Origin of the sequence: Aestuariimicrobium sp. Y1814 (genome assembly GCF_050113895.1) — a bacterium.
Lineage (GTDB): Bacteria > Actinomycetota > Actinomycetes > Propionibacteriales > Propionibacteriaceae > Aestuariimicrobium.
In genome coordinates, this window is record NZ_JBNJRW010000004.1 from 35,846 (window position 1) to 49,610 (window position 13,765).

Below are 13,765 nucleotides of genomic sequence, written 5' to 3' on the forward strand. Positions count from 1 at the left end.
CCCGCCGATGCTTCAAAATTACGGGGGACCGAGGACTTCCGCCTTGACGGATGTCAAGCCCCACGGGGCCGAAGGCGAGGCACAATGGGCACATGCCCGACGACGCCGACACCTGCGTGACCCTCGTCCCGATCTTCGCCACCCTCGACGCCGAGGCACAGCTCGAGGTCGCCGGCTTCGCCCGGCCACGTCGAATTCGCAAGGGCGCAACCCTCTACCGGCAGGGTGAGCACGTCGCCCAACTGTTCGTCGTCCACCAGGGCGAGGCGAAGCTGACCCACCTGCGCGCGGACGGGCACGAGCAGGTTCTGCGCACCGTCGGCCCGGGTGAGGTCGTGGGCGAGCACGCCTTCCTGACCGGTGCCCGCCCCGACCACACCGTCGTCGCGCTGGAGCCGGTGACCGCCTGTGTCTTCGACCACCGGGACCTGGGCCGGCTGACCGCCACCCACCCCCGGATCGCGGTGGAACTGCTGCGGGCGCTCAGTCAGCGGCTGGTCGATGCCGAGCAGCGGCTGACCACCCTGGCCGGCACCGACGTGCCGGCCCGACTGGCTGACTACCTGCTCAGCCTGCCCGGCCGCCCAGCCGAGGGCGGCATCGCGGTGGTGCTGCCGATGACCAAGCGAGAAGTGGCGTCCTACCTCGGCACGACCCCGGAATCGTTCAGTCGGGCGTTGGCTCGGCTCGAGAAGGACGGCGCCATCCGGGTCAGCGGGTCGGAGATCCTGCTGACCGATCCGGATGCCCTGGATGCTCGAACATCGGCCGGAGCGTCCCGAAGCGGTGGTTCGTGATGCTCAGCGCCTGCTCCAGCAGGAACGGCAACGCCTCCAGTCGCCCCGATTCTGTGACCGGCTGCCCGTAGAGGGCGACGTCGGGGCGCGGGCCCAGCGCCTCTGCCACGCTGCGGTGGTCCTCGCCGACGAGTCGCACCCGCGGGACGTGAAGGTCCGCGAGCCAGTCGACGTCCCCGAGGCGCACCTCCAGACCGAGGTCGCGCAGGGCCCCGACGATCTCCTCCCCCGGTGTGCCGGCGCAGGACACCACCGGACGAGCCCCGGCCTCCAGCGCGGCGCCCACCACCCGCAGCAACTCGACCGGACGCGCGGATGAGCCGAACCGGATCATGGTGGCGGCGGGCCGGTACCGGAACAGGTTCGCCTCCACGGCCAGTCCGGTCGGGTCGTGGACACCGCTGAACTCCGTCCGCGCGGCGGCATCCGAGCGCAGCGACCGCTCGAGCTGGGCCCGGTCATCGGCTGACAGTCCGCCGGCCGCGGCGAGGAGCGCGGCACCGGTCGGCAGCACCCGGGCGTCGGAAGAGGCGGGCGCGCTGGTCCAGTCGCTGAGCCCGACCAGGTAGTTCGGCCCGCCGGCCTTGGCCCCGGCGCCCACCGCCGACCGCTTCCAGCCGCCAAAGGGTTGGCGTGCGACGATGGCGCCGGTGATGCCCCGGTTCACGTAGAGGTTGCCGGCCAGCACCCGGTCGGTCCAGGTGGCGATGTCGGCGGGGTCGAGGCTGTGCAGCCCGGCGGTGAGGCCGTAGTCGACCTGGTTCTGCCAGTCGATGGCCTCCGCCAGGGTGTCCGCCACCATCACCCCCAGCACCGGTCCGAAGTACTCGGTCAGGTGGAACTGGTCCCCGGGCCGCACCCCGGCGCGAACGCCGGGGCTCCAGAGCCGGCCGGTGTCGTCGAGCTTTCGGGGTCGCACCCACCATTCCTGACCCGGTTCGAGGTGGGTGAGCGCTTCGAGCAACTTGCCCTCGGCCGGGCCGACCAGCGGCCCCATCTGGACTGCCGGGTCCTCGGGCCAGCCGACGCGGAGCGATTCGACGGCGTCGATGAGTTGTTCACGGAATCGCCGGGACCCTCCGAGCGCCCCCACCAGAATCACCAGGGAGGCGGCTGAGCACTTCTGCCCTGCGTGGCCGAAGGCCGAGGTGACCACGTCCTTCACCGCCAGGTCGATGTCCGCGCTGGGAGTGACGACGATGGCGTTCTTGCCGCTGGTCTCGGCCAGCAACTGCAGCCCCGGACGAAACCCGGCGAACAGTTCGGCGGTCGGCCAGGCGCCGGTGAGGACGACCCTGTCCACGCGCGCGTCGCCCACCAGTCGCCTGCCTAGGTCGCCCTCGTCCAGCAGCGCCACCTGCAGCACATCCCGCGGCACACCGGCAGCCCACAGCGCCTCGGCCAGCGCCACCCCGCACCGTTCGGCCTGGGGTGCGGGTTTGAGCACGACGCAGGCCCCGGCCGCGAGTGCGGCCAGCGTCGAGCCGGCCGGAATCGCCAGCGGGAAGTTCCACGGCGGGGTCACGACCACCAGCCGCACCGGGACCGGGGTGGCGCCGTCGATGCGCTCGAGGAACTCGGCCTGGTCGGCGTAGTAGTTGGCGAAGTCGACGGCCTCACTGACCTCCGGGTCCCCCTCGGCGAGGGTCTTGCCGCACTCGCCGGCCATCACCGCCAGCAGCGGGCCACGGCGTCGTTCCAACTCCGCGGCGACCTCGCGCAGCACGTCGGCGCGACCCACTGCACCCCGTGCGTGCCAGCCAGCCGAGGCCGCCCCCGCCACCTCCAGCACGTCGTCGACCTGCTCCACGGTGTCGATCCGCGGGTGGTCGAGCGGCGGCATCCCACCGCGCCGAGGCACACTCGCCAGGATCGCCCGACCCCAGGCGCGGTTCGCCCCCGGCGCCGGATCGGTGTCTGGGGTGTTGACGAAGACAGCGCCCCGGGGGATCAGGCCGCGTCCGGCCCGGCGATGCGGTCGGGGCACCTGGGTGTCGAGTGCTGCCACCGAGGCAGCAAAGCGCTCTCGTTCGCGGGCGAACAGGGCGGCGTCCTGGTCCAGGTCGAACACCGCCGACATGAAGTTCTGCGGTGCGGCCCCCTCTTCCAGGCGTCGGATGAGGTAGGCGATCGCGACGTCGAAGTGGGCCGGGTGAACGATCGGGGTGTAGAGCAGCACTGAGCCCACCGTCTGGCGCACGGCCTCGGCCTGCGCCGGCGCCATCCCCAACAGCATCTCGACCTCGACCGCGTCCTGCACACCGCGCTCGCCGGCGAGCAGCCAGGCCCAGGCGATGTCGAACAGGTTGTGCCCGGCGACCCCGAGCCGGACGGCATCGGTGCGCTCGCGGGTCAGCGCCCAGTCCAGGACCCGCTTGTAGTTGGTGTCGGTCTGCACCTTGGACGACCACGTCGCCAACGGCCAGCCCCGCAGTTGCGACTCGACCACCTCCATCGGCAGGTTCGCACCCTTGACCAGGCGCACCTTGACCGGGGACCCGCCCGCGGTGCGGCGGCGGCTGGCCCACGCCTGCAGGTCTTGCATCACGGCCAGTGCGTCCGGCAGGTAGGCCTGCAGGACGATGCCGGCGTCCATGGTGGCGAACTCCGGCGCATCCAGCAGTCGGGTGAAGACGGCGGTGGTCAGCGCCAGGTCGCGGTACTCCTCCATGTCGAGGTTCACGAAGGTGCCCGTGTCCCGGGCGGCGCGGTAGAGGGGCGCCAGCAGTTCGCAGGTCTCCGCGACGGCCTCGTCCACGGCCCACGGGGAGTGCGGCCCGATCACCGAAGACACCTTCACCGAGACGTAGTCGATGTCATCGCGGCCGACCAGCCGGATGATCTGCTCGAGTCTGCGCCCGGCCTCCCGCCGACCCAGGACGGCCTCTCCCAGCAGGTTGACGTTCAGGCGAGTCCCGGGGCTACGCAGCCGCGCCAGGCTGCGGCCAAGACTCAGCTCGCCGGCGTCGACGACCAGGTGCTCGACCAGTGCCCGCAGTGCCCGCCGGACGACCGGGATGACCAGGCCAGGAGCCAACGATGCGCCCAGGGATGCGGCCGACAGCGCCCCGCGCAGATGGATCGGGATGGCCCGGGGGACGTCGACGGCGAGGGTGCGCAGGTTGGCGGCGGCGACGTGTGGGTCCTCGGGCCGGATGACCCCATCGACGAATCCGACTGCGAACGGCAGCCCCCGCGGGTCGCGCAGCAGCCGGGCCAACTGCTCGGCCCCCGGGTCGGCCCGTAGACCCGCGGCCACGGCCAGCCAGTCGCGCACCAGGTCGACGGCCGGGGGCACCAGCCGCGAGAGGTCTTCAGTCATCGGGCAGCCAGGGGCGGGCCTGCTCGCCCAACCCGTGACCTTCTTGGATCCGTCTGCCGAGTTCCCCCGCAACCAGGAAGAGGACAGAAAACAGTGCCAGTGGGACGATCACTGCCCCGGACGAGGTGCTCAGCAGGGTTCGCATGCCAGGTCCTTCAGGACCACGCATGCGCACCAGGCGAACGACCAGCGACAGGAAAGGAATCGCCGCCAACGCCAGGAGCATCATTCCCGCGATGGATGGCCGACTCAGGCCCATCACGGCGATTGGCAGGGCCAGTATCAGCGTCATCATCGGGAGCACGGGAAAGTCAGCCTCGACGAAGTTGCTGACCACCCCCCACACCAGGACCAGCGCGATACCGATGCCCAGCACCATGGGTGCTCGGGCTGGCCAGACTCGAACCGCGATGACGAGCGCAGCGAGGGGTAGCACGTTCGCTGCGGTGACCAGTAGGGCGGATCCGAGCGGCAGGTCTTCGAATGCATAGCCGAGTGCGAACAGCGTGGCGAGAGCAACGAAGAGTGCTGTGAGGATGAATGCGGTCCACCGGGTGACACGCGCGGCGGTGCGCATGATGACCACCTTCTTTCGGAGGGGACGATTCAAGTCTAGGGCCCCGTGAACGGGCGCACCGCCCCGCGGAGAACCTAGAGGTACTCGAGGTTCGTCTCGGTGTCCGGGTCGAAGAAATAGGACTCTCCGTGGCGTGGCCGGGCCCGAAGCACGTCGCCGACGACCACCCGGTGTCGCTTGTCGGGGCACGAAGGACGACCCGTCCCCCGCGGATGCTGACCGTGGAGTCCGGGCTCAGGTGCGGCTCGCAGTACAGATAGGCCTCCGAACCGAGGTGCTCGATCATGGTCACCGTCAACGGCACCGAGTCGCGGTGGTCGCTGGTGGCGTCCAGGATTTCCCACGCCTCGGGGCGCACTCCCGCGATCACCCGGCCGGTGTCGGCCCTGCTGGCCTGGTCGCGCTGGATGCCCAGGTCGACGGTGTGGCCCTCCCCCATCACGGCGCGTCCGTCCTCGATGGCGATGCCGTCCATCAGGGTGATCGCCGGCGAGCCGATGAAGCCGGCAACGAAGGTGTTGGCCGGGTGCTCGTAGAGGTGGGTCGGGTCGTCCACCTGCTGCACGACGCCATCCCTGAGGACGCAAACGCGGTCGCCCATCGTCATGGCCTCGGTCTGGTCGTGGGTCACGTAGACGGTGGTGACGCCGAGTTCACGCTGCAGGGACGAGATCTGGGCCCGGGTCGCCACCCGCAGCTTCGCGTCCAGGTTCGACAGTGGCTCGTCCATGCAGAACACCTTGGGGTCGCGCACGATGGCGCGTCCCATGGCCACCCGTTGGCGCTGGCCACCGGACATGGCTCCCGGCTTCACGTCCAGCAGCGGCTCGAGCTCGAGCATGGTGGCCGCCCGGGCCACCTTCTGCTTGATCTGGTCCTTGGGCATCCGGACGTTCTCGAGCGCGAACGCCATGTTCTGGCGCGCCGTCATGTTCGGGTACAGGGCATAACTCTGGAACACCATGGCCGTGTCGCGGTGACGCGCAGGCACCTCACTGACGTCGGCGCCGTCAATGAAGATCTGGCCCTCATCGACGGGTTCGAGGCCGGCCAGCATCCGCAGGGTGGTGGACTTGCCACACCCGGAGGGGCCGACCAGCACCAGGAACTCCCCATCCTCGATGGTGAGATTGATGCGGTTGGCCTTCACCACGCACCGGCGCGGGAAGCCACGCCGCTGCCGAGTTGCCGCTGACCCCTGACCACCCCGAAGCGGTGGTTGGTGATGCTGAGCGCCTGTTCCCGGACGAACGGCAGCCCTTCGAGCAGCCCCGATTCGGTCACCGGTTGGGCGAACAGGGCCACTCCCGGACGAGCCAGTCGGCGGGCCAACCAGTCGCGGTCCTCCCCCACCAGCCTGAGGCGGCCCTCGGGCAGGTCCTGCCACCAGTCCTGGTCGGCCACCTGCACCACCAGGCCGAACTCACGCAGGGCCGCCGGCAGGGCAGGGTCCAGCCCGGGGCTGCACGAGACCAGCGGCCGGGCGCCGGTGGCCAGGGCTGCGGCGGCCACCCGCAAGACCTCGATCGGACGAGCCGACTCCCCCACCCGCACCCGGGTGCCGGCGCCGCGGTAGCGCAGCTGGTTGGTCTCGGCGGCCAGCCCGACCGGGTCGTGGGCACCGCCGAACTCCAGGCTGGCGGCGGCATCACTGCGCACCGCCCGGGTGAGCATGGCCAGGTCATCGGCGCCGACCAGTCCCCCGCCCAGGTTGCGGGCGGCGGCGAGCACCCGCTCGCCGGCCGGGAGCGGGCGGGCGTCGCTGGCAGCCGGCGCGCTCGTCCAGTCACACAGGCCGAACAGGTAGTTCGGCCCACCGGCCTTGGCCCCGGCCCCGACCACCGAGTGCTTCCAGCCCCCGAAGGGTTGGCGGGCCACGATGGCGCCGGTGGTGGCGCGGTTGACGTAGAGGTTGCCGGCTTCGACCCGCTCGACCCAGGTGGCGATCTCGGCGTCGTCGAGGCTGTGCAGGCCTGCGGTCAGCCCGTAGTCGGTCTGGTTCTGCCAGGCGATGGCCTGCTCGAGGTCGTCGGCGACCATCACCCCGAGCACCGGCCCGAAGTACTCCACGCGGCTGAACTCATCGCCGGGCTGCACCCCGGCCCGGATGCCCGGTGACCACAGCCGACCCGAGTCGTCCAGCGCCCTGGGCTCGACCCACCAGCTCTGGCCCGGTTCGATGCTGGTCAGTGCGCGCCGCAGTTTACCCACGGCCGGGCCGACCAGGGGGCCCATCTGGGTGGCGGCATCGGTGGGCCAGCCGACCTGCAGCGACCGGGTGGCGTCGATGAGCTGGTGGCGGAACCGCCGCGATCGACCCACCGCCCCGACCAGGATCACCAGCGAGGCCGCCGAACACTTCTGCCCGGCATGCCCGAAGGCCGAGGCGACCACGTCGCGCACGGCCAGGTCGATGTCGGCGCTGGGGGTGACCACGATGGCGTTCTTGCCGCTGGTCTCGGCGAGCAGGTGGAGTTCGGGGCGCCAGCGCGAGAACAGTTCGGCGGTCTGCCAGGCGCCGGTGAGGACGAGCCGGTCGACGCGGGGGTCGGTGACCAGCTGCCTGCCCAGGCCGCCCTCGTCCAGCAGGGCCAGCTGCAGCACCTCGCGGGGCACCCCGGCCGCCCACAGCGCCTCGGCCAGCAGCACCGAACAGCGTTCGGCCTGCGGGGCCGGTTTCAGGACGACGGCGGCCCCGGCGGCCAGCCCGGCCAGGGTGGAGCCGGCCGGGATCGCCACCGGGAAGTTCCACGGCGGGGTGACCACGACCAGGTTCACCGGCTGGTGGCGGGCCCCGTCGATGTGGTCGAGCCGCTCGGCCTGGTCGGCGTACCAGGCCGCGAAGTCGACGGCCTCGCTCACCTCGGGATCAGCCTCGGCGATGGTCTTGCCGCACTCGGAAGCCATCACGGCGACCAGGTCGGCGCGGCGGCGTTCCAGTTCGACCGCGGCGGCGCGCAGCACCGCGGCCCGTCCGGTGCTGCCGAGGTGTTGCCAGGCCGGCGCGGCGGTGCTGGCGGCGGTCAGGACCTGGTCGAGGGCAGCGGGGTCCTCGATCCGCGTGGTGGGAGCCCCAGCGGCGCCGCGACCAGTCGGACGATCGGTGGGCGCGCTGCGGGCGAGGTCCAGCACCCTGTCGGCCCAGGCGAGGTTGCGGGGCAGTGCCGGGTCGGTGTCGGGGGCATTGCGGAAGGCGCCCGGCACCGGCGGCTCGGGGGCAGCGGTTCGGTCCTGGGTTCGCCGCGGGGCGGGGACGGCCGGTGCAGCGCCCTCGTCCGGGCCGGTCACGCCCGCGTGGGCCTCTCCCGGGCCGGCGTAGCCCCGGTCACCTCCGTCCGGGGTCGCCAGCGCCTCGAGGGAGGCCACAAACCGACCGAACTCACGCTCGAAGGTGGCCGGGTCGTCCAGGTCGAACAGCGACCTCATGAAGTTCTGCGGGGCCGCGCCCTCTTCCAGCCGGCGCACCAGGTAGGCGATGGCCACGTCGAAGTGCGCCGGGTGCACCACCGGGGTGTAGAGCACCAGCGACCCGACGCTGCGCCGGACGGCCTCGGCCTGGGCGGGTGCCATCCCGAGCAGCATCTCGACGTCGACGGCGCCCCGGACCCCGCGCCGCCCGGCGAGCTGCCAGGCCCAGGCAATGTCGAACAGGTTGTGCCCGGCCACCCCCAGCCGCACCGCGTCGGTGCGCTCCGGGGTCAGTGCCCAGTCGAGCACCCGTTTGTAGTGGGTGTCGGTGTCCTGCTTGGACGACCACGTCGCGAGTGGCCAGCCCCGCAGCTCGGCCTCGACCTGTTCCATGGGCAGGTTCGCACCCTTGACCAGCCGCACCTTGATCGGGGCGCCGCCGCGAGCCCGGCGGCGCGACGCCCAGTCCTGCAGCTGCTGCATGGCCGCCAGCGAGTCGGGCAGGTAGGCCTGCAGCACGATGCCGGACTCGAGGTCGGCCAGGTCGGGTTCGTCCAGCAGGCGGGTGAACACAGCCAGCGTCCAGGCGAGGTCGCGGTACTCCTCCATGTCGAGGTTGAGGAAGGTGTGGTGCTCGCGGGCGGCCCGGTAGAGCTCAAGCAGCCGGTCGCAGGTCTCGTCGACGGCCTGTTCGAAGGCCCACGGTGAGTGCGGACCGATCACCGCGGAGGCCTTCACCGAGACGTAGTCGACGTCGTCGCGGCGCACCAGGCGCAGCAGTTCGGCCAGCCGACGGTCGGCCTCGGCCCTACCCAGCACTGCCTCCCCGAGCAGGTTGATGTTCAGCCGGGTGCCCTGCCCGCGGAGCCGGCTCAGGTGTCGGCCCAGCGCCCGGTCACCGGCGTCGACCACCAGGTGACCGACCAGGGCACGCAGCGCCCGGCGCACCACCGGCACGACCAGTCCCGGGACGAGACCGGCCCCGCGGGCCGCCAGGCCCAGCCCCCAGCGCAGGTGGAGGGGGATCGAACGGGGTACGGCCGCGCCGTCGGGTCCGGAGCCGGCGAGGCGGCGCAGGGTGGTGGCGGCGACGTGGGGGTCCTCGGGGCGGATGACCCCGTCCACGAACCCGACGGCGAAGTCGAGACCGGCCGGGTCGCGCAGCAGGCGGGCCACCTGCGCCGGGCTCGACCCCACCGGGATGTCGCGGGCCACGGCCAGCCACTCCCGCACCTGCTCGGCGGCCGCCCCCGCCTGGTCGGCCACGCCCGGGTCGTCCAGGCGGGACTCGTCCCATCGGGGTTCCCCGCGTCCGGGCTCGGACGGCGGGGGTTCGGCGGGTGAGCGGGCGGCGGGGTTCATGGCAGAGGTCCTACTGCACGTCCAGGCCGTTGGCGGCCTGCGCCCGCGTGCTGTTGGCGGCCTGCGCCCGCAGCGCCCTGGCGGCCAGGTCGGTCTCTTCGTGGACGAGCCGGCGCAGCGCCCGCGGTGAGTCGGGGTTCTGGGCCAGCCATTGGGCACCGGCCTCGACCACCTGCTCGCTGGGCGGTGGGAACAGCCCGCCGACCAGCCGCTGGGCGATCTCAATCGGGTAGCGCTGCCACCAGCGGGCCAGTTGGTCGAAGTAGTGGGAGTCCTCCGGCGCCAGCAGGTGCCGCGACAGTGGCTGGTTCAACCCCGCCACGATGGCGTCGACCTGCGCGTTGGTGCAGGCGCCGGGCTCGAGCATCGCGAACAGCAGGTCACGCTTGGTGTTGGCATCGGGGCGGGCGGCGGTCGCGGTGAGGTGCTCGTGGCTGCCGTCAAGGGTGTCATCGGCGGCCAGTGCCGTGGCCAGGTCGTCATTGGAGATGTCGTCAGTGGCGGCGCGGGCCTGCAGCAGTGACCAGCGCAGGTCGGGGCCGACCTCCAACCCATCCGGCGGGCTCTCGGCCAGGGTGGTCGCCTGCTGGGGGCCAGCATCGGGCACCACCGCGGCCTGTCGGGCCACCGCCCGGGCGAGGATCAGCTGGGTGTCCGAGCCGGGGTCGGACTGGTCCAACATCCGACCCAGAGCGGCCAGGTGGTCGGCCCGCGCGGCGGGTCGGGCCTGTGGTGGCAGGAAGTTCTCGATGGCGGCGTGGGCATTGGCCAGCAGCGTGGTCAGGGTGGCGGCGTCGGTCTCCCCGGGGCCGTGGCGTTCCACGGCAGCGACGTAGTCGGCCACCGGCAGCAGGGCATCGCGGACCATCGACCACAGCTGGCTCCACAGCAGTGCCCGGGCCAGCGGGTCGGCGAGGGTCGGCAGGTGGGCCAGCGCGGTGGCCAGTGACCGCGGGTCGAGGACGACCTTGGCGTAGGTCCAGTCGGCATCGTTGACCAGCATCAGGTCGGGGGCGGGTTGGCCGACCAGGCCGAGGTCGGTCACGGACGACCGGGTGCCGGTGGGGGTCCGGCCGTCCTGGGTCCGGCCACCGGGAGTCTCGTCCGCCGTGGGGGTGCCGTCGAGGTCCATCCGTGTTTGCTGACGGAGAGTCAGCAAACCGTGAGTCAGGTCGTAGAGGCCCACAGCGAGGGTGTGCGGTCGTCCGACGTGCTCACCGGTGATGGCATCGAGGGAGACCTGCTCGATCGCCGCCCGGGTGATGGTGTTGTCGGCGCCGACCTCGAGCACACCGGTGAGGGTGTCGGGGCCGGCGGTCTCGAGCCAGGCGTGGGTCCAGGCCGACAGGTCACGCCCCGAGGCCGTTTCCAGGGCAGTCACCAGGTCGGCGAACTCGGTCGCGCCGAACGCGTGGTCGACGAAGTACTTCCGGGCGCCGGCGAAGAAGGCCTCCACCCCGACGTGGTGCACCAACTGCTTCAGCACGGCAGCACCCTTCGCGTAGGTGATGCCGTCAAAGTTCTGCTTGGCCGCCTCGACGTCGGGGATGTCGGCGGCGATCGGGTGGGTGGTGGGCAGTTCGTCCTGCGCGTAGGCCCACGCCTTGCGGCGACCGGCAAAACTGACCCACGCCTCCGGGAACCCGGCCGCCTCGGCGGTGGCGTGGCTGCCCATGAACTCGGCGAACGACTCCTTGAGCCACAGTTCGTCCCACCAGCGCGGGGTGACCAGGTCACCGAACCACATGTGGGACATCTCGTGGGCGATGGTGTTCGCGCGCCCGGCGAACTGGGCGCGGGTGGCTACCGAGCGGAACAGGTACTGCTCGGTGAAGGTGACGCAGCCCGGGTTCTCCATCGCGCCGAGGTTGTACTCGGGGACGAACACCTGGTCGTACTTTCCCCACGGGTAGGGGTAGGCGAAGTTCTCGTGGAAGAAGTCCAGGTCGAGTTTGGTCACCCGGAACAGTTCGGTAGCGTCGAGGGTGTCGGCGCGGGAGGCCCGGCACCACAGCCCGAGCGGGATGGTGAGGGTGGCGTCGGCGCTGGTCCAGCTGTCGGTGACCCCGTGGTAGGGGCCGGCGACGATGACGGTGATGTAGGTCGACAGCGGTGGGGTCTCGGCGAAGTCGTGCCGGGAGCCGGTCACCGTGGCCGGCTGGTTCGACAGCACGGTCCAGCCGGTGGGGGCGTCCACGTGGAAGGTGTGCCGGGCCTTGAGGTCTGGCTGGTCGAACTGGGCGTAGACCCGCCGCGAATCGGTCGGTTCGTACTGGGTGTAGCAGAACGTCTGCCCGTCGGCCGGGTCGGTGAAGCGGTGCAGGCCCTGGCCCGAGCGGGAGTAGCGGGCTCGTCCGCTGATGGTGACCTCATTGGTCGCCCCATCGGTGCGCAGGCCGGTCACCCGGACGGTGGCACCGTCGTAGTCCACCGGGACCTCGAGCCCGTTGACCTGCACCGCATCGACCTCACCGTCGAGGAAGTCGATGCCGACCCGGTCGGTGGTGGAGGTGAACCGCAGCGTGGACCGGCTGGGGAAGGCCAGTTGCTCGGGGTCGACCGCGCCGGTGATGTCGAGCCACACCTCGATGGTGTCCAGATTGAGGTGCCGGCTGCGGTGCCGGGCGGTGTCACGAGTGAGGTTGGCCGTCATGCAACAAGACTAGGCCCCGCACCCGACCTGTTCGGTGGTGCGGGGCCTCACGTGCCTCGGAGGGCCGACACTCGGGCCGCCGAGAGGGCTCAGTCGTCGACGCCGACCATGATGCTGGAGGCCTTGATGACGGCGTAGGCCTCGGCGCCCTCCTTGAGGCCGAGCTCGGCCACGGCGGCGTTGGTGATCGAGGAGGTGATCACCAGGCCCGGGGCCACCTCGATCTGGACGATGGAGTTGACCGCGCCGGCCTCGATGCCGACGACGGTGCCCTTGAGCTGGTTGCGAGCGCTGAGCTTCATGAACTTCACCTTTTCACGGTGGAACAATGTCTTGACAACCACCCACAATATCGCCCGGGAATCGGTGCGACAATTGCCCCACAAAGTCCCCGGCAGCGATTTACGGAATACCCGCCGGGAAATGTCCGCGGCTGACCCACCCGCCCCGCCGCAACCTCCGCAGGTGCGAGTGAGCCCCGGTTCGCCACCACTGCCGGACGAGGCCGGCCGAGGCGCTAGCGTGGTCCGCACCGGTGACCACAGCAGCGAAAGGGGTAGCGCGATGCTGGCCTACGAATACCAGGCAGACGGCGTGCTCAGACTGGTCGAGCGACCCGATCCGGTCGCGGACGAGGGCGAGTTGGTCGTCGAGGTCGCCGCCTGCGGCATCTGCGGCACCGACCTGAAGATCGCCCGCGGTGAGCACCGGCTCTACCCCCCGGGCACGGTGCGGGTGCCCGGCCACGAGGCGGTCGGCATCGTCACCCAGAACCGCAGCGGCCAGGAGCGTTTCACCCCCGGCACCCGCGTGGCCATCGCCCCGAACATTGCCTGCACCCGGTGCCGGCCGTGTCGGCGGGGGCTGGGGAACCTGTGCGAGAACTACACCTCGGTCGGGCTCACCTTCGACGGGGGATTTGCAGAGCGGGTGCGCATCCCGGCGGCCGGGGTGGCGGCCGGCAACGTGCTGGTCGTCCCCGATGGCCTCGACCTGGCAACGGCTGCGTTGACCGAACCGATCGCCGCGGTGGTGCGTGGGCTTCGTCCGCTGCAGGTCGGCCCCGAGGACACCCTGCTGGTCTGCGGGGCAGGCCCGATCGGGCTGATCGCGCTGCTGGTGGCCAAGCACCGCGGGGTCGGCCGGGTCATCGTCAGCCAGACCTCGGCCCCCCGGCGTGAACTCGCCGCCCACCTCGGGGCCGATGTCACCCTCGACCCCCGGGCCGGCGACCTGGCCGAGCAGGTCAGGGACCACACCGATGGCGCCGGGGCCGATGCCATCGTGGTGGCCACCCCGGTCGGTGAGGTCTTCGCCGATGCGTTACGGGCAGCCGCCAAGGGGGGCCGGGTGAACTTCTTCGCCGGGCTGCCCTCCGGCAGGGGCGTGGTCGGGTTGGACGCCAACCTGGTGCACTACGGCGAACTGGTCGTCACCGGGTCGACAGCCAACACCAACGCCGACAACCGTGAGGCCCTCGACCTGTTGGCCGCCGTGCCCGAGGTGTTCGCGCCGCTGCTGACCGGCAGTTACCCGATCGAGCAGGCCGGGGCGGCCTTCGAGGCGGCGAAGGCCGGTGAGAACCTGAAGGTGCTGCTCACCGGCCCCGCCGCCAGCTGACCCGGGCCCCGCTCAGGCCCGGGCCC

General features: G+C 71.5%; 8 protein-coding genes. 2 read left to right on the forward strand and 6 right to left on the reverse strand.

Annotated elements, in window-relative coordinates:
* The first annotated feature begins 92 nt into the window (after positions 1–92).
* On the forward strand, positions 93–797 hold the full coding sequence (locus tag ACQE3C_RS06020) for a Crp/Fnr family transcriptional regulator (protein ID WP_434538275.1): 705 nt from the start codon (positions 93–95) through the stop codon (positions 795–797).
* Here ACQE3C_RS06020 and ACQE3C_RS06025 read toward each other — a convergent pair.
* The 6 genes from ACQE3C_RS06025 to ACQE3C_RS06050 all read right to left on the reverse strand — a co-directional run bounded on the left by ACQE3C_RS06025 (position 712) and on the right by ACQE3C_RS06050 (position 12,421).
* Positions 712–4,119: a bifunctional proline dehydrogenase/L-glutamate gamma-semialdehyde dehydrogenase gene (locus ACQE3C_RS06025; protein WP_434538276.1), complete on the reverse strand. Its 3,408-nt coding sequence runs from the start codon at positions 4,117–4,119 to the stop codon at positions 712–714. The two genes, ACQE3C_RS06020 and ACQE3C_RS06025, sit on opposite strands and share 86 nt — an antisense overlap.
* Entirely contained in the window at positions 4,112–4,498 is a 387-nt protein-coding gene (locus ACQE3C_RS06030; protein ID WP_434538277.1) for a hypothetical protein, read from the reverse strand. Before ACQE3C_RS06030 ends, ACQE3C_RS06025 begins: the two co-directional genes overlap by 8 nt.
* Positions 4,431–5,846, reverse strand: a complete 1,416-nt coding sequence (locus ACQE3C_RS06035; protein ID WP_434538278.1) for an ABC transporter ATP-binding protein — start codon at positions 5,844–5,846, stop codon at positions 4,431–4,433. Before ACQE3C_RS06035 ends, ACQE3C_RS06030 begins: the two co-directional genes overlap by 68 nt.
* Positions 5,843–9,466: a proline dehydrogenase family protein gene (locus ACQE3C_RS06040; RefSeq protein ID WP_434538279.1), complete on the reverse strand. Its 3,624-nt coding sequence runs from the start codon at positions 9,464–9,466 to the stop codon at positions 5,843–5,845. Before ACQE3C_RS06040 ends, ACQE3C_RS06035 begins: the two co-directional genes overlap by 4 nt.
* 10 nt (positions 9,467–9,476) lie before the next feature.
* The gene (gene pepN / locus ACQE3C_RS06045) at positions 9,477–12,119 is read right to left on the reverse strand and encodes an aminopeptidase N (RefSeq protein WP_434538280.1); all 2,643 of its coding nucleotides are present in this window, start codon (positions 12,117–12,119) and stop codon (positions 9,477–9,479) included.
* An 89-nt stretch (positions 12,120–12,208) separates the two neighbouring features.
* Positions 12,209–12,421: a TOBE domain-containing protein gene (locus tag ACQE3C_RS06050; protein ID WP_434538281.1), complete on the reverse strand. Its 213-nt coding sequence runs from the start codon at positions 12,419–12,421 to the stop codon at positions 12,209–12,211.
* A gap of 262 nt (positions 12,422–12,683) precedes the next feature.
* Here ACQE3C_RS06050 and ACQE3C_RS06055 point away from each other — a divergent pair, with 262 nt between their 5' ends.
* Entirely contained in the window at positions 12,684–13,739 is a 1,056-nt protein-coding gene (locus tag ACQE3C_RS06055) for a zinc-binding dehydrogenase (RefSeq protein ID WP_434538282.1), read from the forward strand.
* Positions 13,740–13,765 lie beyond the last annotated feature (26 nt).

Excerpts from the sequence above, each read along its gene's own strand:
- ACQE3C_RS06020 (WP_434538275.1), top strand. The coding sequence starts at position 93 with ATGCCCGACGACGCCGACACCTGCGTGACCCTCGTCCCGATCTTCGCC.
- ACQE3C_RS06025 (WP_434538276.1), bottom strand. The coding sequence starts at position 4,119 with ATGACTGAAGACCTCTCGCGGCTGGTGCCCCCGGCCGTCGACCTGGTG.
- ACQE3C_RS06030 (WP_434538277.1), bottom strand. The coding sequence starts at position 4,498 with ATGGTGCTGGGCATCGGTATCGCGCTGGTCCTGGTGTGGGGGGTGGTC.
- ACQE3C_RS06040 (WP_434538279.1), bottom strand. The coding sequence starts at position 9,466 with ATGAACCCCGCCGCCCGCTCACCCGCCGAACCCCCGCCGTCCGAGCCC.
- pepN (WP_434538280.1), bottom strand. The coding sequence starts at position 12,119 with ATGACGGCCAACCTCACTCGTGACACCGCCCGGCACCGCAGCCGGCAC.
- ACQE3C_RS06050 (WP_434538281.1), bottom strand. The coding sequence starts at position 12,421 with ATGAAGCTCAGCGCTCGCAACCAGCTCAAGGGCACCGTCGTCGGCATC.
- ACQE3C_RS06055 (WP_434538282.1), top strand. The coding sequence starts at position 12,684 with ATGCTGGCCTACGAATACCAGGCAGACGGCGTGCTCAGACTGGTCGAG.